The 25,674-nt window shown below is 51.4% G+C and carries 24 protein-coding genes; 19 read left to right on the top strand and 5 right to left on the bottom strand.

Features of this window, described 5'->3' with window-relative positions:
• Positions 1-25 precede the first annotated feature (25 nt).
• A complete protein-coding gene (locus BM267_RS01280) occupies positions 26-463 on the bottom strand; it encodes a low molecular weight protein-tyrosine-phosphatase (protein WP_074778329.1) in 438 nt (145 codons plus the stop codon).
• Between the two features lie 263 nt (positions 464-726).
• Between BM267_RS01280 and BM267_RS01275 the strand changes: the two genes are divergently transcribed.
• The 19 genes from BM267_RS01275 to BM267_RS01185 all read left to right on the top strand — a co-directional run bounded on the left by BM267_RS01275 (position 727) and on the right by BM267_RS01185 (position 22,646).
• Positions 727-2,136 (top strand): MBL fold metallo-hydrolase RNA specificity domain-containing protein, encoded by a 1,410-nt coding sequence (locus tag BM267_RS01275; protein WP_083392402.1) that lies wholly within the window; start codon positions 727-729, stop codon positions 2,134-2,136.
• 201 nt (positions 2,137-2,337) lie between these two features.
• Complete coding sequence (rfaH, locus tag BM267_RS01270) at positions 2,338-2,841, top strand: transcription/translation regulatory transformer protein RfaH (RefSeq protein ID WP_074778333.1); 504 nt, start codon at positions 2,338-2,340, stop codon at positions 2,839-2,841.
• Positions 2,842-3,050: 209 nt separating this feature from the next.
• Positions 3,051-4,880, top strand: a complete 1,830-nt coding sequence (gene glmS / locus BM267_RS01265; protein ID WP_074778335.1) for a glutamine--fructose-6-phosphate transaminase (isomerizing) — start codon at positions 3,051-3,053, stop codon at positions 4,878-4,880.
• 90 nt (positions 4,881-4,970) lie between these two features.
• Entirely contained in the window at positions 4,971-6,104 is a 1,134-nt protein-coding gene (gene wecB / locus BM267_RS01260; RefSeq protein ID WP_074778337.1) for a non-hydrolyzing UDP-N-acetylglucosamine 2-epimerase, read from the top strand.
• An 80-nt stretch (positions 6,105-6,184) separates the two neighbouring features.
• Positions 6,185-7,456, top strand: a complete 1,272-nt coding sequence (wecC, locus tag BM267_RS01255; protein WP_074778339.1) for a UDP-N-acetyl-D-mannosamine dehydrogenase — start codon at positions 6,185-6,187, stop codon at positions 7,454-7,456.
• Positions 7,457-7,506: 50 nt separating this feature from the next.
• The gene (pseB, locus tag BM267_RS01250) at positions 7,507-8,505 is read left to right on the top strand and encodes a UDP-N-acetylglucosamine 4,6-dehydratase (inverting) (protein ID WP_074778341.1); all 999 of its coding nucleotides are present in this window, start codon (positions 7,507-7,509) and stop codon (positions 8,503-8,505) included.
• Between the two features lie 2 nt (positions 8,506-8,507).
• The gene (gene pseC / locus BM267_RS01245; RefSeq protein WP_074778343.1) at positions 8,508-9,686 is read left to right on the top strand and encodes a UDP-4-amino-4,6-dideoxy-N-acetyl-beta-L-altrosamine transaminase; all 1,179 of its coding nucleotides are present in this window, start codon (positions 8,508-8,510) and stop codon (positions 9,684-9,686) included.
• Positions 9,683-10,384: a pseudaminic acid cytidylyltransferase gene (gene pseF, locus BM267_RS01240; RefSeq protein ID WP_074778345.1), complete on the top strand. Its 702-nt coding sequence runs from the start codon at positions 9,683-9,685 to the stop codon at positions 10,382-10,384. Before pseC ends, pseF begins: the two co-directional genes overlap by 4 nt.
• On the top strand, positions 10,381-11,469 hold the full coding sequence (pseG, locus tag BM267_RS01235; RefSeq protein WP_074778347.1) for a UDP-2,4-diacetamido-2,4,6-trideoxy-beta-L-altropyranose hydrolase: 1,089 nt from the start codon (positions 10,381-10,383) through the stop codon (positions 11,467-11,469). The genes pseF and pseG overlap by 4 nt, the downstream gene beginning before the upstream one ends.
• A 3-nt stretch (positions 11,470-11,472) precedes the next feature.
• Entirely contained in the window at positions 11,473-11,994 is a 522-nt protein-coding gene (pseH, locus tag BM267_RS01230) for a UDP-4-amino-4,6-dideoxy-N-acetyl-beta-L-altrosamine N-acetyltransferase (RefSeq protein WP_235818234.1), read from the top strand.
• A gap of 3 nt (positions 11,995-11,997) precedes the next feature.
• Positions 11,998-13,053, top strand: a complete 1,056-nt coding sequence (gene pseI, locus BM267_RS01225) for a pseudaminic acid synthase (protein WP_074778349.1) — start codon at positions 11,998-12,000, stop codon at positions 13,051-13,053.
• 31 nt (positions 13,054-13,084) lie between these two features.
• Positions 13,085-14,665 carry a hypothetical protein gene (locus BM267_RS01220; protein ID WP_074778352.1) on the top strand — a complete coding sequence of 527 codons (1,581 nt, stop codon included), beginning with the start codon at positions 13,085-13,087 and terminating at the stop codon, positions 14,663-14,665.
• Positions 14,655-15,887 carry a hypothetical protein gene (locus BM267_RS01215; RefSeq protein ID WP_074778354.1) on the top strand — a complete coding sequence of 411 codons (1,233 nt, stop codon included), beginning with the start codon at positions 14,655-14,657 and terminating at the stop codon, positions 15,885-15,887. Before BM267_RS01220 ends, BM267_RS01215 begins: the two co-directional genes overlap by 11 nt.
• 92 nt (positions 15,888-15,979) lie before the next feature.
• Positions 15,980-17,041, top strand: a complete 1,062-nt coding sequence (locus tag BM267_RS01210; protein WP_074778356.1) for a hypothetical protein — start codon at positions 15,980-15,982, stop codon at positions 17,039-17,041.
• 296 nt (positions 17,042-17,337) lie between these two features.
• Complete coding sequence (locus tag BM267_RS01205; RefSeq protein WP_218144703.1) at positions 17,338-18,834, top strand: heparinase II/III family protein; 1,497 nt, start codon at positions 17,338-17,340, stop codon at positions 18,832-18,834.
• 385 nt (positions 18,835-19,219) lie between these two features.
• Complete coding sequence (locus BM267_RS01200) at positions 19,220-20,041, top strand: glycosyltransferase (RefSeq protein WP_074778360.1); 822 nt, start codon at positions 19,220-19,222, stop codon at positions 20,039-20,041.
• Positions 20,038-20,997 carry an NAD-dependent epimerase/dehydratase family protein gene (locus tag BM267_RS01195; RefSeq protein ID WP_074778362.1) on the top strand — a complete coding sequence of 320 codons (960 nt, stop codon included), beginning with the start codon at positions 20,038-20,040 and terminating at the stop codon, positions 20,995-20,997. The genes BM267_RS01200 and BM267_RS01195 overlap by 4 nt, the downstream gene beginning before the upstream one ends.
• A 60-nt stretch (positions 20,998-21,057) precedes the next feature.
• Positions 21,058-22,074, top strand: a complete 1,017-nt coding sequence (locus BM267_RS01190) for an MraY family glycosyltransferase (protein WP_074778364.1) — start codon at positions 21,058-21,060, stop codon at positions 22,072-22,074.
• Positions 22,071-22,646 (top strand): acetyltransferase, encoded by a 576-nt coding sequence (locus BM267_RS01185; RefSeq protein WP_083392404.1) that lies wholly within the window; start codon positions 22,071-22,073, stop codon positions 22,644-22,646. The genes BM267_RS01190 and BM267_RS01185 overlap by 4 nt, the downstream gene beginning before the upstream one ends.
• Positions 22,647-22,689: 43 nt before the next feature.
• Here BM267_RS01185 and BM267_RS01180 read toward each other — a convergent pair whose 3' ends face one another.
• The 4 genes from BM267_RS01180 to BM267_RS01170 all read right to left on the bottom strand — a co-directional run bounded on the left by BM267_RS01180 (position 22,690) and on the right by BM267_RS01170 (position 25,633).
• Entirely contained in the window at positions 22,690-23,394 is a 705-nt protein-coding gene (locus tag BM267_RS01180) for a DUF6602 domain-containing protein (RefSeq protein ID WP_074778366.1), read from the bottom strand.
• Between the two features lie 245 nt (positions 23,395-23,639).
• Positions 23,640-23,966, bottom strand: coding sequence for a hypothetical protein (locus BM267_RS16635; RefSeq protein ID WP_143063014.1), 327 nt, complete (start codon positions 23,964-23,966; stop codon positions 23,640-23,642).
• A 153-nt stretch (positions 23,967-24,119) separates the two neighbouring features.
• A complete protein-coding gene (locus tag BM267_RS01175) occupies positions 24,120-25,232 on the bottom strand; it encodes an IS3 family transposase (RefSeq protein ID WP_074778368.1) in 1,113 nt (370 codons plus the stop codon).
• Positions 25,229-25,633 (bottom strand): transposase, encoded by a 405-nt coding sequence (locus BM267_RS01170; protein WP_074778370.1) that lies wholly within the window; start codon positions 25,631-25,633, stop codon positions 25,229-25,231. Before BM267_RS01170 ends, BM267_RS01175 begins: the two co-directional genes overlap by 4 nt.
• Positions 25,634-25,674 lie beyond the last annotated feature (41 nt).

Raw genomic sequence — 25,674 nt, 5'->3', positions numbered from 1 at the left:
GGGGCTCTCTATAACTGAAAAAACATCACTTGAGATAAGGCAACCAGGCAGTGGCGGCGTTATCCAGAATCTTGAACACATGCTCAAAAGCGGGGCGCTGCTGACGGTAGGGGTCAGGCACATCCCGCCCATCAGACCACTTGGAGAACAAAAAAGTTTTACCCCGTGCTTCAGGCGCGAGTGAATGGATAGATTGCAGGTGGCGTTGCTCCATTGCCAACACCAGGTCAGCCTCACGCAACATCTCGGGAGTGAGTTGGCGAGCCTGGTGGTCAGGGAGCGGGCAGCCCGCGGTGTCGAGAAACTCCGCAGCAGTAACATCCACCGGCTTGCCAACCAGTGCGCCAAGCCCCGCTGAGCTTATGGTTATGTCTTTTCCTGCCAACTTCTGTTTTAACAGGGCTTCGCCAGTGGGGCTACGGCAAATATTGCCCACACAAACAACCAGAATAGATTTGAACATGCAGTACCGTGGCATCCGTAAATAGGCAGGCGATCAAGTTCGCAACTGTAGATAGAACCCCTATCAAGGTCAAGAAGTGCTGAAGCATGCCCGGCGTATATGCCACTTTAATGACGGCAGCTCAATTGTTCTAAAAATGTCTACTCGACCACAGTCTGCAAAGCCACCACCCCGGCCCGCGGCCTCCTTACGGTACGCTTTCTCAAGCGCAACACCCAAGCACGACCCGGGGCGCAATAACCAAAAACAAAAAAAGGACTTCCATGACCCACTACCCCCACATCGAACACCACGGTGCCACGAGCGGCGTCACCGGCTCCTGCCATCAGCTCCACCTGAGCCCAACCGTCAGCGTGTTGATCGACTGCGGGCTGTTCCAGGGGGCAGAAGCCTCCAAACGAGGCGCCAAAGCCAACGATCTCAGCATCGAATTCCCGTTAGGCAGCGTGCAAGCCCTGGTGCTTACCCATGTTCACATAGACCACGTCGGCAGACTGCCCTGGCTGTTGGCCGCCGGGTTCAATGCCCCTATCTACTGCACCGAGCCCTCTGCCAAGCTGCTGCCCACCGTGCTGGAAGATGCCTTCATGGTCGGCATCCAGCGTGACGCTCAATTGGCCGAGCGCTTTATCAAGCTGGTCCAGCCCATGCTCAACGGCAAGCCCTACCGGGAATGGACAACCCTGATCGAGCAACCCGATCTGCGCTGCAAAGTCCGCTTTCAGCGGGCTGGACACATTCTTGGTTCCGCCTGGGTAGAATTTGATGTGTACTACCCAAAGGAAAATCGCAGCCGTCGTATCATCTTTTCCGGCGATCTAGGGGCGCCCCATGCCCCTTTGCTGCCGCCACCCGACATCCCCTACCGTGCCGATGTAGTGGTGCTGGAAAGCACCTACGGCGACCGCCTGCACGAAGACCGCCGCACGCGCCGTCAACGCTTTCAAGCGGCACTGGAGCAGGCGCTGGCCGATGGCGGTACGGTGCTCATTCCGGCGTTTAGCATTGGTCGCACCCAGGAGTTACTTTACGAACTGGAAAGCATTATCTCCAGCCAGAAGGGTGACTGGAGCCAGATGCCGATCATCCTTGACGCGCCGCTGGCCAGTCGCTTCACCCAGCTTTATCGCGAACTAAAACCCTATTGGGCCAGGGAAGCACTGGCTCGTGTGGCCAAGGGACACAAACCGCTGGGCTTCGATCAGTTGCTCACGGTCAATACGCACGCCCAGCACCAGGCCATGGTCAATCGCCTGGCTCAGACCCGCCAGCCGGCTATCGTCATTACCGGTAACGGCATGTGCAGTGCAGGCCGCATCGTCAACTATCTGAAGGCCATGCTGGAGGAGCCCCGGCACAATATTATCTTCACCGGTTATCAGGCTGCAGGTACTCCAGGACGGGCCGTTCAGCAATACGGCCCGCAGGGCGGTTATGTGGACGTGGAGGGGGAGCGGCTCAACATTCGCGCTGGGGTGACTACCCTGGGTGGATACTCAGCACACGCCGATCAAAAAGGCTTGGTCAACTTTGTCACTCGCATGCGCCACTGGCCAGCGGAGGTGCGGTTGGTGCATGGTGACAGGGGCGCCAAGCAAGCGCTGGCGGCGAAGCTGGGGGAAAAAGCGAGATCATGTAAACATATGTTTGAAATCCTTATTCCCGGCGAGTGATGGCATATAACCAAAAGACAGTTGCAAGATAAATATGCGAATGTTAGAGCAGCTGTAGTACACGAAAAGTCCTGTGATAGAGGTGTTCAGGACTTGTAACAGTCAGCCTAGGCTGAGTAATATCTCAGCCCTTGCGACATGGTCGGCGGCATTAACAAGATGCCTTTTCCGAGAGCCGCGCTAGAAAAAAGGAAAAGTAACGTGGCTAAAGACTCTGCAGCAGCACAATGGTATCTCATCCAGTGCAAACCACGGCAGGAAGCCAGAGCCGCTGAGAACCTGCGCAACCAACACTTTCCCTGTTATTGCCCTGTGCATACGGTAGAGAAGATCCAGCAGGGCAAGAAAGTTGTCACAAAACAGCCACTATTTCCCGGTTATCTTTTCATAAACCTGTGCAGGCTCACCGACAACTGGCACAGCATCCGCTCTACCCGCGGGGTGCTGCGGCTGGTGACCTTTGCTAACGAACCTCTGGCGGTAGCGGACGAGATAATTGATAACTTGCAGTCGCGATTGGCCACTATTCATGGCAGGCCCCTGTTTGAAGAAGGTGGCAAAGTAATGGTGACTGAAGGCCCCTTCAAAGATCTGGATGCTATCTTCTGCAAGTCTGACGGTGACGAGCGTGCCATCATTTTGCTAACTATGCTGCACCGTGAACAGCAGATCCGTATACCAATACAGCAACTCAAATCAATCTGAACATTCCGAAACTGGCGCGGTCTTAGAGCCGCTGCGCCAATATGTCGGCGTCAAAATCTGAAAATGGATATGTCCTCAAGAGATCGACATCAAATCTTGGGGCGGTAGCGTGGCCAAGGCCAGCGTGAGAGCGCCATAACGGGGCACGGATGCACACGCAGTCATAGTTCGACTGAAACACAAAACACAGCATCCAGCAGGAAGAATATATGTGCGGAATCGTAGGTGCAGTAGCCAAACGCAACATCACTCCCATCCTTATTGAAGGCTTGCGCCGCCTTGAATACCGCGGCTACGACTCAGCCGGTGTGGCCGTACTGGCTACCGGCAACGGCATCAAGCGCGTACGCGCTGCCGGCAAGGTGGCAGAGCTGGAAAATGCCCTGGAACTGTCGCCAGCCCACGGTCACCTGGGCATCGCCCACACCCGCTGGGCCACCCACGGCAAGCCAGCCGAACACAACGCCCACCCGCACCTGTCCGAGCGCCTGGCCGTCGTCCACAATGGCATTATCGAAAACCACAATACCCTGCGTAAGAAGCTGACGGACCTGGGCTACACGTTCACTTCTGATACCGACACCGAAGTTGTCGCCCACCTGCTGGCCCACAACTACAAGCAAAAGCAGAACCTGCTTTGCGCCTTCCGTACCACCCTGACAGAGCTGCACGGCGCTTATGCGCTGGGCGTCATTCACCAGGATGAACCCGATACGCTCTATTGTGCCCGGATGGGTAGCCCGTTGGTCATTGGTGAAGGCAGTGAAGAGCGCTTTATTGCTTCCGACCCGCTGGCCCTGCTGCAGGTAACTGACCAGTTCATCTATCTGGACGAAGGTGACCACGCCCGCCTGACCCTGGAAAGCCGGGAAATCTGGAACAAGCAGAACGTGCCGATGGAATATGCGGTGCTGCGTTATGAGCATGCTGCGCATAGCCTGGACAAGGGTGAATACCGTCATTACATGCTCAAGGAAATTCATGAGCAGCCCGTTGCCATCGCTAATACCCTGAGCGGCATCCTGGGTGATGATCACGTTCTCACCGCCACCCTCGGGCCAGATGCTGAAACCCGCCTCAAGGATATCGAGAACATCCACATCGTTGCCTGCGGTACCAGCTACCATGCCGGATTGGTTGCCAGCTACTGGATCGAAGAGCAGGCCGGCCTGCCGTGCCAGGTGGAAGTGGCCAGCGAGTTTCGCTATCGCCAGGTCGCGGTACCGACAAATACTCTCCTTATTACCATCTCCCAATCAGGGGAAACTGCCGACACCCTGGCCGCGCTGCGCCACGCCAAGTCCCAGGGCTACCTCAGCACCCTGGCCATCTGCAATGTGGCCGGGAGCTCTTTGGTGCGCGAAGCGGATTGGCGCTTGCTGACCCAGGCTGGCCCGGAGATCGGTGTGGCCTCTACCAAGGCCTTTACCACCCAATTGGTGGCGCTGCTGTGGTTGACTACCGCTCTGGCTCAGGAACGTGGTCGCGCTAACGAGCTGATTGCCGCCAACGTGCGCGCACTGCGCAACCTGCCGGCGCTCACTGCGCAAACTCTTGAGCTGAATGGCGAAATCGAAGCCCTGGCTGCAAGCTTTGCCAACAAGCATCACGCATTATTCCTCGGCCGCGGTACTCATTACCCCATCGCTATGGAAGGTGCGCTCAAGCTCAAGGAAATCTCCTACATCCATGCCGAAGCCTACGCCGCTGGCGAGCTCAAACATGGGCCCTTGGCGCTGGTGGATGAAGATATGCCTGTCGTCAGCGTTGCCCCCAGCGACAGCCTGCTGGAAAAGCTCAAATCCAATCTCCAGGAAGTTCGCGCCCGTGGTGGCCAATTGATCAATTTTGCCTGCGAAAGGGCGGAGCTGGACAATGGCGAAGGCATCACTCACATCAAAATGCCCTGGGTATACGAAAGCGTGTCGCCGATCATTTACACCCTGCCGCTGCAACTGCTCAGTTATCATGTGGCATTGGTAAAAGGCACTGACGTAGACAAGCCCAGAAACCTAGCCAAGTCCGTCACAGTGGAATAATCAATCGCTCCGATGCTCCCTTTTCTGGGAGCGTCGAGCACCAGCTCGATGAAAGCAGGACAAAGCCCTGCCAAGCAAAAAGGTAGACCAATGAATAAGCTCAAAACCCTGTGCGTATTCGGCACCAGGCCAGAAGCCATAAAAATGGCACCCTTGGCACTCCAATTGGCAGAAGACGACAGGTTCGACGCAAAAGTCTGCGTAACCGGCCAGCACAGAGAAATGCTGGATCAAGTGTTAGAGCTGTTTGAACTGAAGCCAGATTATGATCTGAATATCATGAAAGCCGGCCAGGATCTGACGGACGTTACTACGGCTATTTTGCAGGGATTGAAAACAGTCCTGAGCGAAGTTAAGCCTGATATCGTGCTGGTTCACGGCGACACGGCAACTACTTTCGCCGCTACGCTGGCTGCTTATTATCAACAAATCCCGGTAGGCCATGTTGAAGCAGGGTTGCGTACTGGCAATATCTATTCCCCCTGGCCGGAAGAGGCCAATCGCAAGCTGACGGGTGCACTTGCGACGCTGCATTTTGCGCCTACAGGCGCGTCAGCCCAGAACCTTCTGAAGGAAGGTGTCAGCCAATCGATCATTCACACTACTGGCAATACGGTCATCGATGCCCTATTGGAAGTTATCGCCAAACTGGATAGCAATGCCGAATTGCAACAGAAATTCTGCGAGCAATTCAGCTTTCTAGATAACAGCAAACGTTTAGTGCTGGTCACCGGTCACAGGCGTGAAAGCTTCGGCGGGGGCTTTGAGCGGATTTGCCAGTCCCTGGTTGATACCGCGAAGAAACACGAAGACGTGCAGGTCGTTTATCCGGTACATCTGAATCCAAATGTTCGGGAGCCGGTCAACCGGCTACTGAAGGGAATAGATAATGTTCACCTGATAGAGCCGCTGGACTATCTCCCATTTGTGTATCTGATGAACCGCGCTCATATTATCCTGACTGACTCCGGCGGTATTCAGGAAGAAGCCCCCTCGCTTGGCAAGCCTGTTCTGGTCATGCGTGACACAACAGAAAGGCCCGAAGCTGTCGATGCAGGGACCGTGAGGCTGGTAGGAACAGATATAAAAGCAATCACGAACTCCCTTGATGAGCTGCTCACCAATAAAGCTGCTTATGACGCCATGGCCTTTGCACACAACCCTTATGGCGATGGTCAAGCCTGCAACCGCATAAAAGAAACACTGCTCAGCTGGAAACAGTGACTGGCGTAGAAGTGTTTCTGAATGAATAACTTCGTCACCCCGCGTAGACGGGAATTCAGTACAAACCATCAGGACCTACCATGCAATTCAATACGATCTCTGTAATCGGTCTCGGCTATATCGGTCTCCCGACTGCTGCTGTATTCGCATCCCGCAAGATAAAAGTAATCGGCGTAGACGTAAATCAACATGCGATCGATACTATCAATCGTGGTGAAATCCACATTGTTGAGCCAGAGCTGGATATGGTGGTCCACGCTGCAGTGAAGGAAGGCTACCTGAAAGCCACTGCCACACCAGAGCCAGCCGATGCATTCCTGATTGCCGTCCCTACCCCTTTCAAGAACGATAACCACGAGCCCGATCTCACCTACATCGAATCTGCAAGCAAAGCGATTGCCCCTGTATTGAAGAAAGGGGATCTGGTTATTTTGGAATCCACTTCCCCTGTTGGTGCCACCGAGCAGATGGCTGCTTGGCTGAGCGAGGCGCGGTCTGATCTGACTTTCCCGCAGACCCATGGAGAAAGCTCGGATATCCGAGTTGCTCATTGTCCTGAGCGAGTGCTGCCTGGTCATGTAATACGTGAGCTTGTCCAAAATGATCGTGTAATCGGTGGTATGACCCCTATGTGCTCGGAAGCTGCCTGTAATTTATACAAGATATTCGTTGAAGGCGAGTGTGTAATCACTAATGCTCGTACAGCTGAAATGTGCAAACTAACCGAGAACAGCTTTCGAGACGTTAATATTGCATTTGCCAATGAGCTTTCAATAATTTGCGACAAGCTCGAAATTAATGTGTGGGAATTAATAAGACTCGCTAATCGCCACCCACGAGTAAATATTCTTCAGCCGGGGCCGGGTGTAGGCGGACACTGCATTGCTGTAGACCCGTGGTTTATTGTCAGCAAAACGCCGGAAGAGGCCAGGCTGATTAAGACTGCGCGAGAAGTAAATGATGGGAAGCCGCTATGGGTCATGGATAAAGTCAAGAGCTGTGTTGCGGAGCTCCTAAAGGACAATCCTAGCAAAACTGCTAATGATATTACGATAGGATGTTTCGGTCTTTCGTTTAAGCCAGATATTGATGATTTAAGGGAGAGTCCCGCTGTTGCGATAACAAGGGCAATCGCCGAGCTGCACTCTGGCCCGGTTTTAGCGGTAGAGCCGAATATTAAAGAATTGCCTTCCTCGCTTGGTGGTATTCTCCAGCTAGTTTCTCTCAAAGAAAGCTTGGCTGAATCGGACATTGTTTTGTTGCTAGTTGACCATAAAGAGTTTAAAGAAGTTTTGGCTTCAGATTTAATGAGTAAAGAAATTGTTGATGCTCGTGGAATATGGACATTTTGATATAGTTTTCACACCATATGTTTCTGATTGATTTTTAAGGGAAATACCTGATGTTAAAAGATTCTACTATCCTCATCACCGGCGGCACTGGCTCCTTCGGTAACACCTTCGTGCCCATGACGCTGGCCAGATATAACCCCAAGAAAATCATCATCTTTTCCCGTGACGAGATGAAGCAATGGGACATGGCGAAGAAGTTTGCAGATGATCCACGCATTCGTTTCTTCATTGGTGACGTGCGCGATAAGGAGCGCCTGTACCGTGCCCTGGATGGTGTGGATTATGTGGTCCATGCGGCGGCGACCAAGATCGTGCCGACCGCCGAGTACAACCCCTTTGAGTGCATCAAGACCAACGTGCTGGGCGCGATGAATCTGATTGATGCCTGTATCGACAAAGGCGTGAAAGGGGTGGTTGCCCTGTCTACCGACAAAGCCAGCAGTCCGATCAACCTGTACGGTGCCACCAAGTTGACGTCCGACAAACTGTTCGTTGCGGGTAACGCCTACTCCGGCGAGCACGGTACCCGCTTTTCTGTGGTGCGGTATGGGAATGTCATGGGCTCGCGTGGCTCGGTCATTCCGTTTTTCATGTCCATTATGGACAAAGGTGTACTGCCAATCACCGATGAGCGGATGACCCGCTTCATGATTTCGCTGGAAGAAGGCGTGGATCTGGTATGGCATGCCTTTGAGGATATGGTCGGTGGTGAGATCTACGTGAAGAAGATTCCGTCCATGAAGGTCACCGACCTGGCCCGGGTGGTAGCGCCTGACGCCAAGCAGGAAGTGGTCGGCATTCGCCCCGGCGAGAAACTGCATGAGCAGATGATCAGCGCCGAAGATGCCTATTACACCTACGAATACCCCGAACATTTCAAGATCTTGCCGGTGATCAACGACTGGAGCAACTCGCCCGAGCGCATCAAGGACGGAACGAAGGTGCCGGAAGGCTTTGTCTATTCGAGCGATAACAACAGCGAATGGATGACAGATGCGCAGTTGCTAACCTGGATCGAGACTAACCGGGAAAAGATCGGGAGTATCTGAGCATGATCCCCTACGGCAGGCAGGAGATTACTGAGGCGGATATCGAGGCCGTGGTAACGGTACTCAAGTCCGACTTTCTTACCCAGGGGCCCATGGTGCCGCGCTTTGAGCAGGCGGTGGCGACTCATGTGGGGGCCCGCCATGCCCTGGCAGTGAACAGCGCAACGTCTGCGTTGCACATTGCCTGTCTGGCGTTGGGCCTGGGAGAAGGTGACTGGTTGTGGACCACGCCAGTTACCTTTGTCGCTTCAGCCAACTGCGGTTTGTATTGCGGTGCCCAGGTCGATTTTGTCGACATTGATCCGGTGACCTACAATCTGTGTCCCGTTGCGCTACAGGCCAAGCTGGAAGTGGCTGAACGGGAAGGACGCCTACCGAAGGTGGTGGTGGCTGTGCACCTGTGCGGCCAGCCCTGCGATATGGCTGCCATCCACGCCCTGGGGCAGCGCTATGGCTTCAGGATCATTGAGGATGCCTCGCATGCCATCGGCGGCAAGTACAAGGGCGACTATGTCGGTAGCGGGGCGTTCAGCGATATCACGGTGTTCAGCTTTCACCCGGTAAAAATCATCACTACCGCCGAAGGCGGCATGGCTCTGACCAATGATGACGAGCTGGCCCAGCGCATGGCGCTGCTGCGCAGCCACGGTATTACCCGGGATGCTGAGCTGATGACTCAGGCGCCGGACGGGCTCTGGTACTATCAGCAGGTGGATCTGGGGTTTAACTACCGGATGACTGAGCTGCAGGCAGCATTGGGTGTCAGCCAGATGGAGCGCCTGGATCAGTTTGTAGCGCGCCGTCATCAACTGGCCAGGCGTTACGATGAGCTGTTGAGGGGCCTGCCGCTGCTGACGCCTTGGCAACACCCCGACAGTTATTCGGGACTGCACCTGTATGTGATTCGCTTGAGGCTGGATCAGATCCAGGCCAGCCACCGCCAGGTGTTTGAATCGCTGCGCGAGCAGGGCATTGGTGTGAACCTGCATTACATCCCAGTGCATACCCAGCCGTACTATCAGCAGATGGGCTTCAAGGCTGGGGACTTCCCGCAAGCAGAGCAATATTATGCCGAGGCCATCAGTCTGCCGATGTTCCAGACCATGACCGATGTGCAGCAGGATGACGTGGTGGCCGCCGTGAACAAGGCAGTAAAGACAGTAAAGGCTGCAGGCGCATGAGGCTGGCGGTCATCCCGGCGCGGGGTGGAAGCAAACGCATCCCGCGCAAGAACATCAAGGACTTTTGCGGCAAACCGATGCTTGCCTGGTCGATTGAGGCGGCTGTAGCGAGCGGCTGCTTTGATCAGGTGCTTGTCTCAACCGACGATGCCGAGGTCGCCGAGCTCGCACGGGAGTATGGTGCGGCGGTGCCTTTTATACGCCCCGCTGAGTTGTCGGACGATCACACCGGCACCCTTCCGGTGATCCGGCATGCTATCGAGTGGATCAATGCACACAGCAGTACACCAGTCCGGCAGGTGTGCTGCTTGTATGCCACTGCTCCGTTTGTTCGCGCCGACGATATCCGGCAGGGTTTGTCGGTATTGGATGATACGGGCAGCGACTACGCCTTTTCGGTCACCAGCTACGCGTTTCCTATTCAGCGCGCTATTCGTCTGACAGCACAGGGGCGGGTAGAGATGTTCAATCCCACGCATTTCAATACCCGTTCGCAGGATCTGGAAGAGGCTTACCATGATGCCGGTCAGTTCTACTGGGGGCGGGCCGAGGCCTGGTTGCAGGGCAAGGTGATTTTTGGAGAAGACGCAGCGCCCGTGCTGTTGCCCCGTCACCGCGTACAGGATATCGATACTCCGGAAGACTGGGAGCGAGCCGAATGGATGTTCAAGGCCCAGCAGGCGCAGTCCGAGCAATGAATAATCGAGCAGTCGTCTTCCGCGCCGATGCGTCGCTGGAGATGGGCACGGGCCACCTCATGCGTTGCCTCACACTGGCCAATGCGCTGCAGGCCCAGGGGCACGACTGTCACTTTATCTGCCGGGAACATCCAGGGCACCTTATCGAGTATGTCCGCCAGCAAGGCCACAAGGTGTACTCGCTGGCCTGTATCGCCAACGCTGAGACGGACGAGACGCCTGCTCACGCACGCTGGCTCGGGGCAACGCAGGCGCAGGATGCGGCGTTGTGCGCGGCGATCCTGTCGGTCATCCAGCCGCGGTGGCTGGTGGTGGACCATTACGCGCTGGACGCCCGCTGGGAACAGCAGCTTGAACCCCACTATCGCAGACTGCTGGTCATCGACGATCTGGCTGATCGCCCGCATCTGTGCGACGTGTTATTGGATCAGACGCTGGGCCGTGACCCACTGGACTATCAGCCTTGGGTGCCAATGGACTGCAGGGTACTCTGTGGTGCTCAATACGCATTGCTGCGCCCTGAATTTGCAGCCCTGCGTCCCTACAGTCTGCAACGGCGGCAGTCGGCGCCATTGCACCATATCCTGGTGAGCATGGGCGGGGTAGACAAGGACAACGCCACTGGCCAGATACTGACCGCGCTGGCGACCGTCGAGCTGCCAGCGGATTGCACAATTACCGTGGTTATGGGCTCGACCGCGCCCTGGCTGGAGACAATCCGGCGGCAGGCGGCCCGTATGCCAGTGGCAACCCTGGTCAGATCTGGCGTCGGCAACATGGCGCAATTGATGGCCGACAGTGACCTGGCTATCGGCGCCGCTGGCGCAACGTCGTGGGAGCGATGCTGTCTTGGGTTGCCAGCGATCATGGTCGTGCTAGCCACCAATCAACAGCAGGTCGCTGCAGGGTTGCAGGATGCCCAGGCGGTCAGGGTGGTGCTAGCATCACAAGACATACCGTTGACGCTACCGACATTGATGAAGGAACTGCTGCAGTCGACTGGCCAGCTGCATCAGATGAGTCAGGCGGCAGCTGCTGTGACCGATGGCACCGGAGTAGCCCGGGTCATTGGGCATCTGGAGTAATACATGGAACAAAGCAAGGCTCAACGAATTCGCCGCATGCGGCTAGATGATCTTGAACAGGTACTTGCCTGGCGGAATCATCGTGATGTGCGGCGTTATATGTATACACAACATGAAATTACCCTGAGCGAACACACTTGCTGGTTCGAGCGAGCCTCCCAGGATGCTGCACGGCATCTGCTGATCTTCGAATGCGACGGTGTCGCGCAGGGCTTCATCAACCTGCATGAGATTGCACCGGGCGGCATTGCTGACTGGGGATTCTATGCGGCACCCGAGGCGGCCAAAGGAACGGGCCGGCAACTGGGACGCAGTCTCTTGCGACATGCCTTTGGCGAACTCGGCCTGCATAAGATCTGCGGCCAGGCACTGGTCTTTAACGAACGCTCCATTCAGTTTCATCTCCGCCTGGGGTTTCAGCAGGAAGGAGTCTTGCGCGATCAGCACTTTGACGGCCAGCAGTACCACGCTGTTGTGTGCTTTGGTTTGCTCGCGGCTGACTGGCAACCGACTACAGAGAGATAGCTTATGTCCACCATTCCCTACATCACTATTGCCGGGCGTCGTATCGCCAGCGACGCGGCACCCTACATCATCGCCGAACTCTCCGCCAACCATAATGGCCGCCTGGAGACCGCGCTGAAAATCATTGAGGAAGCCAAGAAAGCCGGGGCGGATGCGGTCAAGCTGCAGACCTATACCGCCGACACCATCACTCTGGATTGCGACTCGGAAGAGTTTCAGATCCATGGTGGGTTGTGGGACGGCAAGACGCTGTACCAGTTGTACCAGGAAGCCCACATGCCGTGGGACTGGCATAAGCCGCTGTTCGAGCGCGCCCGTGAACTGGGTATCACCATCTTCAGCTCCCCGTTCGACAATACCGCTGTGGACTTGTTGGAAGATCTGAATGCGCCGGCCTACAAGATTGCGTCTTTCGAGGCCGTCGATCTGCCGCTGATCAAGTATGTGGCGAGCACCGGCAAGCCGATGATCATCTCAACCGGCATGGCCGATGCCGATGAGATCAGTGAAGCCATTGAGGCGGCGCGTGACGGTGGCTGTAAAGAGTTGGCTGTGCTGCATTGCGTCAGTGGCTACCCCGCACCAGCTGCCGATTACAACCTGCGCACCATACCTGACATGGTAGCCCGTTATGGGCTGGTTACCGGGTTGTCCGATCATACCCTGGACAACACCACGGCGATTGCCAGCGTGGTACTGGGCGCCTCCATCATTGAAAAGCACTTCACGCTGGATCGCAGCGGTGGTGGCCCTGATGACAGCTTTTCGCTGGAGCCGGCAGAACTGGCCGCTTTATGCCGTGACAGCAAGACGGCCTGGTCTGCGCTGGGTGAGGTTAACTACGGTCGCAAGTCCAGCGAGCAGGGGAATGCGCAGTTTCGCCGGTCACTGTACTTTGTGAAGGATCTGAAGGCCGGCGATGTCATTACGGCTGATGCCATACGAAGTGTGAGGCCAGGATACGGCATCAGTCCAAAATTATACTCAAAAGTGATTGGAAAGAAACTCAGAAGTGATGTTTATAAACATACACCCGTCTTGAAACGCTGCTTTATCTAAATGATCGTTTGTCAGATCAGGACCATTATCAATGTTTAATAAGTTGAAGAAGTATTTGTTAGTAACAAAAGATGACAAGATTCTTAAAGATTTGACTGCACGGATTTCCGCAGGGCAGACAGGTGGCGGCGCTAAAAATATATTATTTGATTGTACTCATATATATTATCCTAAATGGAATGTTAAGCATGCTTTTATAGTCGCTTCGAAACACAATGCCGGCCATGCAGTGGAAGCATTTAATCCGTCCATGATGTACTTCTGGTATGGATGGAAATTTATGGTGTTTAATTTGGTTCGGAAGATAAGCCGCAAAGACAGAAATTTGATATCGGCGCTCGGAATCCAAAAAAAAGCAGATTTCGGTCCGCTAAGCCTGGGTGAGCTCAGAGATGCTATTGGAGCTGCATCACAAACATATAAAATGATTGAGTCAAAAAAAGACTTGATAAATTTAGATGTTATGGGTGTTAAAGTAGGTGATTTGGTTTATGACACGTATCTTAAATGGTTTCGAAAGCCAACAGTACAGGTTAAATCTTTGCGAATGCGCTTTCTATTAGTGTTCGCATATGTTTACGCTAAAAAAGTCAATAAACTGCTCTGTGGCAATGATTACTCCGAAGTGTATCTGACTCATGCGGTATATATGGGTTATGGGTTTATGGCGAGGTTTGCATTAAATCTTGGTGTCGATGTTTATGTGGTCCAGAATACTCGCGGCACGTTCATTGAGCAGTTGAGCGAAGATCATCCATTTCAAACCCCGCGGTTCGTGAAGTTTAAAGAAATTTCAGAAGGGTTAGATGCAGCGGAGCGTAAAAAGGGCAGGGAATTAGCTAAGCTGCGTTTAGAAAGGCGCTTATCAGGCATCGTTGACGAAACGATCTACTATATGAAAAAGAGTGGCTACTCTGACAAGCAAACTGGCTGGTTAGCTAGTCAGGTTTTACCATATCCAGGGCGGCCGAAAACGGTCCTATTTCTGCATTGTTTTTTTGATAGTCCTCATATATATCGCTCAATGCTATTTGTTGACTTTTTTGAATGGCTGGATTGTGTTTTAAGTTTATGTGAGCGCAATAAGATTAATGTTTTTGTTAAGGAGCACCCAAACGCCCTACCTGGAAATGAAAAAATTGTCGCGTTTTTTAAGGATAAATATCGGAGTGCTGTGTTTGTTGATGCGCAAGTAAGTAATTCCAATTTCTTCATTGGCGATATATCGCTTGCGTTAACAGTGTACGGAACCATGGCTCACGAGTTTGCGTACCAAGGGATTCCTGTTTTAAATGCTGGAGACAATCCCCATGTAGCATATGGTTTTTCACTGACACCGAAGAGCGTCAATGATTACGAGTCAATGCTACTAGCTCTAGCGTTGGGGGAAACAGTTTTTACGCCCGATAAGAATGAGGTGCTGGATTACTTTTATATAAGCTACCTGAGAAAAAGATGGAATGCGTGCCCCTTCTTTGACGAGAAGATTGGCTCCAAAGGCACTGTTAAAGATAGCTACTCGACTTTTTTGTGCGGGCTTGCAGATGAAGATATATCAGTTATATATGATGAGGTGGATACACTTTTGAAAAGTTGCACTCATGTGGGATAGGAAGCTGATATTATGTTCCACATTGGCTGGTTCAGGAATAAATTTCTTACTTCCGATTCTGATATTTGAGTATATCGGTGCGGAAGAGTTGGCGTTTTGGATGGCTATCCGAGCGGGCGCTCAGTTGGCGTTATCTGTAGTGCCCAATCCCTTCAACGGGTTGCTATATATGCAGCCGGCTACTATGACTCCGGCGATACGCCGTAGCTCGGTCTTAATATCTTTAGGGTGTTGGGGCATAGTAAGCCTAGGCGGTTGGTATGCCGGGCGGGAACTGTTTGGTAAAAATGAGATTGGTGTAGTAAGCGCCTACTTGTTCTTCTTCCTGATATCGGGTTACGCCGCAGTTTGGTTAAGAGTAAAAATGCGCTCCGACTTGATGCTGATGACTGCACTGGTCGATGCAATCCTCTCCTTAGTAATAATTGCTGCGTTTCTTTATTATGAAGAGCTAAAAAGTCTGTATTTTCTTCTGGTGTCTTTTGCTGTTAAAGATGCTGTGAAGGTTTTATTGGCCATGATTTATGGGCAGTTTATGCGCTGTGGTGAGGTGGTCAATAGTTCAAGGCATAAACTAGTCGCAACCTTATATTCATTTAAGCATGTGTCAAGATCATTTATACAGGTTTATTTTCAGCATGGAGATAGGGTGATATACCCCATCCTCTTTTTGCCTGCTTTGGCTGGTCAGGCAGCTCTGGGGTCAAGCTTCGCTATGGTGTCAACGATGATTGCATCTTCGGCGTTTTCATGGGCTCTGCCATATGTAGCATCGGGTGGAAATAAAGAGCAATATCTTCTTAACCAATGGCGAGCAATCATGATATGCATTGGGGTCGGCTTTTCTACAGCTAATGTTTTGATGACCGAGCTGAACGGATTGATATCGCTGTTGTTTGATAGTTTCAGATTAACCAGGGTAGTTCTATATTCGTTTTTACTAGTGTCAATTAATGGTCTGACTGTATTGTCTTTGTTGTTGGATTTTGGTCGAATACGTCGCCCTTATTTCTCTATATTCATTTTTTTGGGCTCTTGCGCTAGCTGGCTGCTGATGATGGTTTCAGAAAAGCAAACAGAGCTTGGTACCGAAGCGGTGATTTCGATAGGGGTTAGTTGTAGTTTATTACTTTTCGTGATCGCAAACTGGAAGTATATGAAAAAGTTAGACTTTTTTCTGTCATGGCTGATGGGATGTGTCGCATGGGTATTTATATGTTAAGTTGTAAGCGGTCTATCGTTTGGCTAGGTCTTGCGCTATTGTTAATAACTCCGCTATTGCATTCCTTGAAGTTAACAAGGATTAGCTATGATGTGGGTGCTGTGTTTTTCTATTTTTACTTGGTTTTTGTTACGGTCTGCTTTTTCTTGGCGACAATGTTTTTTGGCGCCAGACGATTCCTTTCGTGGATATCACTATTTCTCTGTTTGCTCATGATTTACTCGGTTCTATTGCTTGTCTTTGGGCTGTCGGGTGATGTTTTTAGTCTCATAGGAGACTTTCTTCGATTTGTATTCGCGCTCTCGGTGTACAGTTACTTCTCCGGCGTAGCCCTTAGTTATGTTTGCGATAAGGAGGTTATAACCAAGATCGTAGTCTTGGCGGTCATAAGTGTCGCTATACCCTTGGCTGGAGTGTATTTAATAAGTCTGGGTGGAGGGGCTGTTTACTTTGGTTTGCAGAGCACCCTTGCTTTGCTCGGCGTTGCCTTTGGCTTGGTATATAGGCGCTACTTCCTGTTATGTGTGTCGCTAGTTCTTATTTTGATGTCTGGCAAGAGGGGGGTAATGCTAAGCTCAGTAGTTGTTTTGCTAGCCTTTTTTTATATGGAAGCACTTCTTTATAGAGTTAAGACTGCTTTAATTATTACAATCCTTCTTTCTGTGGCGATAGCGCTTTTGGTGATATTTGATTTGGTGCCCGAGCCGATATTAATTAGGTTGGGATATTTGACTGGCGACTCGATGGATATCCGGATGGCAACTGCTGGCCGCAACGAAGAAATTGAATACGTGGTATCGGCCATACAGGGAAACCCATATGCGTTTTGGTTTGGCACAGGTCTCGGGTCAGGGTTTGTGAACGATCTAGGAAATTTCAAAAGTACTGTGCATTTTAGTCCTGCTGCGTTGCTTTTGAAATACGGGGCTCTATGGGCCGTAGCGATCTATATAGTCTTTATTGCATTGATTGTTCGAGGATTGTTATGGGTCAAGATGCTTGGCTCTAATGGTAAGGTCTACCAGTTTTGGCTTTTAGTCTTTATCGGGGAGTTTATATTTTCATTCAGCGCGTATACAATCTTTCAAAGCTTTATGCTCTGGCTGGCTTGCGCGGTTGTTTCCAGGCCAAGAGTTGTCTGTGCTATGAGTTAAAAATATGCAAGGCACCTAAGGTCTGGTTAATGCGCGGTAAGAGGCAGAATCGGGGTGTCTTATTAGAGAAAGCCTGTTCTGGGCACGTTGCATTGAAAATTAATCAAGTGTTTACATGAGAATTTAGTAACGGGGACGGCATGCAGCGCTTATTGTTGTTTGTTTTTACGATACGCCATTTGAGGCCCAGACAGTTGTTTTATCAATTGGTGAGCCGCTTTAGAAGGCTGCGTAAGAGACCCTTGCCTCCTGCAGTCGTAAGAAATCACGTATCTACATGGCCGAGTATAAGCTATATGACACCGGCTACTAAGGACGGGAAGGAATTTACATTCTTGGGGCTGACGGAGCTTTTTGGAGGGGATTGGAGTAGATCTGGTTGCTCTAAACTCTGGTTGTACAATTTGCATTATCAAGATGACTTGAACGCCAAGGGTGCAAGAGCTAACGATGAGTTATGTCATCAAATGATCGATGCTTGGATACTTGGTAACCCCTTTCCAAAAGGCGCTGGCTGGGAACCATACTGCATTTCGCTACGTGTTGTTAATTGGGTGAAGTATTTTTATCGACTAGAGCGAAGTCAATTGAATTCAGAGTGGTTGGAATCGCTGAGCAGTCAGACTGATGCTTTAGAGCAGCAGTTGGAGTTCCATTTGTTAGCCAATCATCTTTTTGCTAATGCTAAGGCTTTGGTTTTTGTGGGCACTTTCTTAGGCGGTAAGCAAGGGGATCGATGGCTCCATTTAGGCCTTAAGCTTCTAGAGAAAGAGATTCTAGAGCAATTCCTTAATGATGGGGCACACTATGAGCTTTCGCCAATGTACCAAGCTATACTGCTGTGGGACTTGGCAGATTTGCAATGTCTGGCAAAGGTGACAGGCTTGCCAGAGCTAGAGCGCCATGTCGGGTTATGGGAGGCTAAGTTCTCGAAGGGAATGGGTTGGCTATACCGAATGACGCACCCTGACGGCCAGATCGCTTTTTTTAACGATGCTGCATTCAATATAGGGCCGACCTTCCATGATTTGCAAAAGTATGCTGACCAACTAGGTATATCAATTCCTATAGGCGATAGCGGAACGGTATTACCTATAGCAGGATGTTTTATGAAAGAAAGCGGCTATGCAAGCGTGGAATGGGCTGCGCATGGACGCCTGATCATTGATGTTGCTTTTATTGGTGCGAGCTACCAACCTGGACACGCTCATGCGGATACACTTAGCTGCGAGTTCAGCTTATTTGGGCAGCGTATATTTGTTAATTCAGGTATATCACAGTACGGTGAAGATGCAGAAAGAACCCGACAGCGCTCTACGGCCGCTCACAATACTTTAGAAGTGGACGGGCAGAACTCATCAGAAGTTTGGGCGGGGTTTCGGGTTGCAAGACGAGCCCAGCCGTTTGATGTCGAGTTCTCGGCACAGGTGGAAGACGTGGCGATTTCCGCAAGCCATGATGGTTATCACCGCCTAGTGGGCAAGGTGACACATCGTAGGTTATGGGTTGCAAAAGAAAATTCTTTAATAATTGAGGATTCTTTAACAGGAGTTTGGGCTGAGGCGAAAGTATATTGGCATTTCCACCCGGATATCACCATAGAACGACTTGACGACGAAAGGTTTTTGTTACAGTTGAAAGGTGGTTCAAATATTATGCTCCATATCATGGGCGGCGAAGCGAAGCTACTAGATGGTACATGGCACCCGCGCTTCGGAGAATCAGTTGTTAATAAGAAGCTTGTCATCAATATATATGGTTCAAAAATGAGAACGTCTCTTCATTGGCGGTAGATTTTTTGTATTAGTCCAGTTGGCTTTGGTTGACTGTTTTGTTTGTCTGAGCATCTTACTTTATAAGTTATCTATGCGATCAATTACTATTGTGTCGAGTTACCCTTTAAGTGAGCCTGTGGTTAAAAACCGGCTCGAACCAATCATTCGCAGCTTTCGAGCTCATGATATTAAGATAAATCTTGTCTGCCCTCAAGGTGGATCCTTATGTAGTGATTTAGAAAGTTACGTCAATTATATCGGGCTTAGGCTGCCTTCTCGCCCTACTCGAGGCTTCATTATTCGGGCATTTTTCGAGTACAAAATTGCAAAAAGGCTGTTGAAGACGGCAGGTAGGCTAGGTTCCTCAGCGACGCTTGTTACAGTGCCATCAATGTTTCTACTTATGGCGTTTGTATCCAAGTCCGATCAGAATTATGTTGACATTAGGGACTTGACTTGGGAGTATCTTTCTGATCGCCGGTTTGTTGCTGGTTTAGCAAAAAAGTTTTTCCGAATGCGGGTGCGCGCCAAGATTAAAAAATTTGATTTGGTATCGGTGACAAATCAGACCGAAAAAGAATATGTTACCTCTCGTTTAGAGGTGGGGGCGCAAAAAGTTGTATATCTGCCCAACGGTATCGGATTGAGTCAGTTTGATATGCTGGGCGCTGTACCATCGGCATCGAAATTAACAGACATAATTAAAGTTTATTATATTGGCAATGTAGGGCTTGCCCAGGATCTGTCGACGCTAGTAGCTGCTGCCCAAAAACTCCCGCATTTTCAATTTTTTGTTGTAGGCGAGGGAACTGACTTTGTACGCGTAAGAGACCAAGCGATTAGTGCCAAGCTTCAGAATATGACCTTTACTGGACGCGTATCTTGGGAGGATGTTCCGGCATATTACGCGGATGCGGACATTTTATATGCTCAGTTGACTTCAGACTATTCGGGTGCGATGCCCTCAAAACTTTATGAATATCTTGCTTCTGGAAAATACATTATATATGGCGGAGAGAAACAGGCCATCAGTGTGTTGAAGGATTTTGATCATAATCTGGTGGTTCCGCCATCTGACTCACCGGCTCTTGTTGATGCGTTGCTAGAAGTTGAAAAAAGTGGTGCTTGGCGTGATTTTTCTAAAAACAACCGAGAGTTGATATCAAAATTGTATATTCGCGAGCATACGGCTATGAATCTAGTTAATAGAGTGATTGATTTATGATTTCGCCTTGCCGTGTACTAATTACAGGTGCTGCTGGGTTTATAGGGCGAAAATTGATCGGGAACTTGTCAAAGAGGCCGGGGCTTTCGTTGGTTGCAAGCTCAAGATCGCAAAAAATTATACACCCTGATGTTTGCATGGTTAAGTCTCCTAGTCTCGAACCAGGTAGCGACTGGCGAAAGTTACTTATTGGTATTGATACGGTGGTCCATCTTGCTGGTCGGGCCCATATGCTAAAAGATCAAACTGCAACGATGGCTCTTTTCCACACTATCAATTGTGAGGGAACTCTAGAGTTTGCACGGCAGGCATCAGAATCTGGTGTCAAGCGCTTCGTGTTTATAAGCTCAATTGGTGTAAATGGCTCACAGACGTTTGGCCACCCATTTACAGAGCAGTCTCTTCCTGCCCCTGAGGCTGATTATGGGGTTTCTAAATTAGAAGCGGAGCAAGGGTTGTGGGATTTACTTACGGGATCACAAATGGAGTTGGTAGTGATTCGTCCTCCTTTGGTCTATGCCGCTGACGCGCCTGGAAATTTTGGGCGCTTGTTGAGGCTTGTAAAGACTGGTTTGCCGTTACCTTTCGGCTTGACTCACAATCAGCGGAGTATGGTGGCTTTAGAGAATTTGGTTGACTTTATTGCTCTCTGCATGGAACACCCTAAAGCAGCTAATGAAACCTTTCTTATATCGGACCAACATGACATGTCTACTCCCGATATAATACGCCATATAGCTCATGGTATGGGCAGGGAAGCTCGCTTTTTACCTGTTACTATTAAGTTGTTGGAGCTAGGGGCGGCCCTGATTGGGAAACGAAAACTAATTGAGCAGCTTTGCGGTTCGTTAGTTGTCGACTCTACAAAATCTCACGATTTGCTAGGATGGCGGCCTATCATAGGGGCAGAGCAAGCATTGCAAGACGCAGGTCGTCAGTATCTTAGTTTGAAGTAAGCATAGTGTTTATCTAATTAGCCGTTCAAAACCTCATTTGATGAAGCAAAAGGTAGAAGCATGAGTTTGTATTGGTGGTTAATGGCTCTAGTTGGCGTTTCTTGGTTCTTAACGCGGTCGCTTCGTCGTTACGCGTTGTCCCGTAGTTTGATAGATATCCCCAACGCCCGTAGCTCCCACTCAATACCGACTCCCAGAGGCGGAGGGGTGGCGATTGTGTTGGCTTATCTCGCCGTATTGCCAGTTGTAGGGTATGAAGGTTGGTTGAGTTGGCCAATGGTAATTGGCCTGATGGGGGCGGGCGCCTGGGTAGCTGTGATTGGCTTTCTTGATGACCATGGGCATATTGCAGCTCGCTGGCGGCTCTTGGCTCATTTCATGGGCGCGGCCTGGTTGTTGGCTTGGCTACCCGAATTGCCGCGTTTGGCCATCGCGGGTACGAGTTTTGATTTGGGGCTGATTGGATATTTGTTGGCCGCCTTGATGTTGGTGTGGTTGTTGAACCTGTACAACTTCATGGATGGTATTGATGGTATTGCCAGTGTGGAGGCCATTACGGTTTGTGCCGGCGGAGCCTTACTCTATGCGTTGCTTGGTATGCCGATGTTAGCTGCACCCCCATTGTTACTGGCTGGGGCCGTGGCTGGTTTTCTGGTTTGGAATTTCCCCCCGGCACGTATATTCATGGGCGACGCAGGGAGCGGATTTCTCGGTGTGGTGTTGGGCGGTCTGGCATTGCAAGCTGCATGGGTTGCACCACAGCTATTGTGGGCATGGTTGATCCTTCTGGGCGTGTTCGTTCTCGATGCAACTTTCACTCTGCTGCGGCGCTTGATGCGTGGCGACAAAGTATATGAAGCGCACCGTAGCCATGCTTATCAATATGCGTCTCGTCAATACGGTGCGCACTTGCCGGTCACCATGGCGGTACTCGCAATCAATATTCTCTGGCTTCTGCCGTGGGCCTGTGTTGTCGCACTTGGTTATATCGACGGCTTGTTGGCCCTTTTAATTGCCTATCTACCGTTGGCGTTGCTGGCAGTCAGATTCAATGCCGGTCAACTGGAGAAAGCATGATGGATCGTACTCTGCTTGTGTTGGGAGCGGGTGGTCATGGGAAATCCGTAGCCGAGGCTGCGCTACTGAGTGGGGAGTGGCAGGATATTCTCTTTCTCGATGATGCCTGGCCGCCTGTGAGTGCAGCTCTGGATTGTCCGGTGGTCGGGAAGACTGAATTTGTTGGCGAATGGGCGAGCAAGTGCCAGGGAGCTATCGCTGCAGTGGGTAATAACTCGGTTCGCCAATCCTGGGTACAGCTGATTGAGCGTGCCGGGATCGAACTGGTCTCAATCATTCATCCCCGAGCCTGGGTCAGCCCCAGCGCTACAGTCGGTGCAGGCACTGCGGTGATGGCCGGCGCTGTGGTGGGTACAGTGTCATCCGTAGGGAAAGGGGCGATCATCAACTGCAACGCTACCGTTGATCATGATGTGGTAATGGATGACTTCTCGCATCTAGGTGTGGGGGTGCAACTAGCCGGTGGTGTGAAGGTTGGTGCTGCGGCCTGGTTACAAGCTGGCTCCAGTTGTGGCTATAACGTGGTGGTGGAGGCGGGGGTTGTGCATGGGGCTGGCACTGTTTTGAGATGAGCTTGATTCATCACAAGACTACTACGCCAGATGCATACTGTAATTATGATATGTAAGCATCCCAATTAACTCCCCGCATAGCTAAACGGCCGGTTACTTTTGACAGCAGTGTGAGTAGCCGGGCAAGACCAATGGCGGGATCATTGAAGCGAAGATAAAGCTCAGAGCCATCTTGGTCAAACAAGATCCCTTCATTTTTAATAAGAATTCCTTTGGTTAGATCTAAATATACATCCGGTCTGCTGGTCGGCGAAAGTGTAATGAGCTCCTGCTCAATATTTTCCAGATCAGACCCCTCATACGTTAAAACCACACTCAGTATCCTAGTGTGCGGCCAATCCAGATTGCCCAGCTGTACCCCTGCCAACGTGCTAGGCTTTAATGTTTGAATACTTTCGATATTGGTCGCGATATCTGTAATTGTAGATGGAGTGATGCGAGTTTTTATTTCAAAAGTTGCAACGGTGCCCTCCTGGAAAATTAGATCATGGCCGCTTGCAAATGGTAGGCGCGGCATGGATTTAAGCATTAACACAACATCTTGCTGCTTCGATCGTTTATCATTCGAATCCACAATAATTCCGCTTACAACACTGGTCATCTCTGGCAGGTGCGCAGTGAGGAAATCATGGATAAGTCGTTCTCGTGCCGTTCCAGCTGTAGCTGAATGCCCTAATACACTGGTCATTTCATATTGAGCGCTCAACGCCTTAACAGCCCCCTGGCAATATTTAATCAGTGGTTTCATTCGTAAGCCTGTGTTTGAACATGATAATGAAAGCTTGGGATGCTTTTAGGTAGGTACATGATTTATCAAGTTAGCCTCCTGAAGGGTGCTGGCGATATTCTTGCTTTTTTCCCAGCGGCGCCGCTGTACAATTTCTTGAGCGCGTGCAAGAAATCCATTTCGCTAATTGGCGGGAAAAGCTTTATAACTTTAGTCTAGCCGAGTTTGTCGTTTTAATTTAGGGTTTATAGTGCTCGCAAGTGCTGTTAGCTGTTTCGCGGTGCGAGAAACCATGCGGAAAGAATATTTACCCCGATAGCCATCGTTACTACTGGCAAAGCGTTTAGCCATAAAGTGGCGTTACGCTTTGATAAGAAGTGTGTGGTCTCATCTATCTCGCCGTTGCTCAACATTATATTTAGGAACTCTGTTAAATTTGATAATAGACCGAATGAAAGGGCGCCAAGCCCTATAAGAATTATACCCACGAATAAATTTACCATGCTGCCATGTGGATTTCCTTTTGAAAGGAAGGCAATCGTTAATGCGATTACGCTTAAAAAAATCCCTATATAAGTGAAAAGACTATCCATTTTGTTCTCGCTATAGAAGATTGGTGGCACTTTGATGCTATATGCGTGGTTTCGTTTTGTCGAGCTCCTTCTAACGTGCCCCGATCATGGAGTTGACCCGCGAGCACATCTCGCGGTGATTGACGATTGCGCCGAGGCGCATGGCGGAACCTGTCAACCTGATTCGGACAGTTCGTTAAAAATTAATGTCGATTTCGTCGCGGTGTCGCTTGCCGCCGATAGGGTCGGGAAGTTCACCACACTGTAGGGTGCCGGGTCGTCGTCATCGGGCTGGACAGGATTGATCGAGACACTGGCCGGAGGCATCGCTACCTTGGGGCGTCCGTGAGTAAACCGCTCGGGATGCGCCTCGAAGCTGTCATCGAGCGCTCGCTGGCGGACCTCCGCAATCTCGCGATATCGACCGGTGAAGACCTGCTCCGGCGTGAAGCCAGCCAGCCCGCTGTGATGGTGGTGCAGGTTGTACCAATCCACGTAGGCGCTGTACCACTGCCGGGCATGGACGATGCTCTCGAAGCGCCCGGGATAATCGGGCTGGTACTTGCTGGTCTTGAACTGGCTTTCGCTGAAGGGGTTGTCGTTACTGACCCGCGGCCGGCTATGACTGCACGTCACCCCCAGCTCTCCCATGAGGTCCAGATAGCTCCGGGCGATCATCGGTGAGCCTCGATCCTGGTGGAGCGTCAACACTCCATGCGGGATTCCGTAACGATCCACGGCCTCCTGGAAGAGCTGCTGAGCCAAGGCGGCATTCTCCTTGTGGGAGACCATCCAGGCCACGATGAAGCGGCTGTACAGGTCCAGCACCACGTAGAGGTTGAGGTAGACGCCGCGACGCCGTGTGGGCAATTTGCTGATGTCCCACGTCCACGCCTCATTGGCGGCCCTTGCCGTGATGCGTGGCACGGCATGGTGCTGAGGAGCACGCTGAGGACGGCGGTCACCGCTCTCCTTGGCCTTACGCAGCTGTCGGTACCAGGTACTGAGCGAGCCGAGATAGATCCCTTGCTGCAGCAGGTTATGGTAGATCTCATACACCGGCTGATCCCGATAGGGCTCGCTATGCGCAATCTCAAGCATTTGCGCTCGCTCCTCGGCCGATAGGGCTCTGGGCTGCGGGCAGTGCCGGCGCGACGTCGAGGTCCCGGTAGAAGGCGCATGGCGGCGTTTTCGCCAGGCGTACACCGTACTGCGGTTGATGCCCAAAGCTCGACAGGCCACGGCCAATGGGAGGTGAGCTGGGCGCTCCTCGAGCACCGTGATCATGGTTCGTTCCCATTGTTCAGACGATCGAGCATCGATAAGGCTTTTTTTTGGAGCGACAGGCAATCTTCGGCGGTCGAAAGCCGTTGCTGAAGACGGGCATTCTCTCGCTCCAGTGCCTCAATACGCTTCTGCTCCGGCGTCTTGCTCGGGGTCGGCCCCGGGGCGGTCTTGTGGAGCTTCTCCACGCCGCTCTCGGCAAGCTCCTTGCGCCAGGTGGTCAGCTGGCTGCTATACAGCTTTTCGCGACGTAAGAGCTGTCCGAGCTCACCATGCTGGCAGGCATCGGCTTCCGCCAGGATGCGCAGCTTGTACTCGGTCGAGAACTGACGACGCGTGCGCTTCTCCAGCTTGGGGTTCGGCGTGACCTGATGATCGGGCAGCTCGGTTGACGGTTTTGGCATGATACGGGCTCCTGAACCTCGGGCTCTGATATTGAGCTTAA

It is taken from the genome of Halopseudomonas bauzanensis, assembly GCF_900114735.1.
Lineage (GTDB): Bacteria > Pseudomonadota > Gammaproteobacteria > Pseudomonadales > Pseudomonadaceae > Halopseudomonas > Halopseudomonas bauzanensis.
This window is presented reverse-complemented; position numbering and strand designations above follow the sequence as displayed.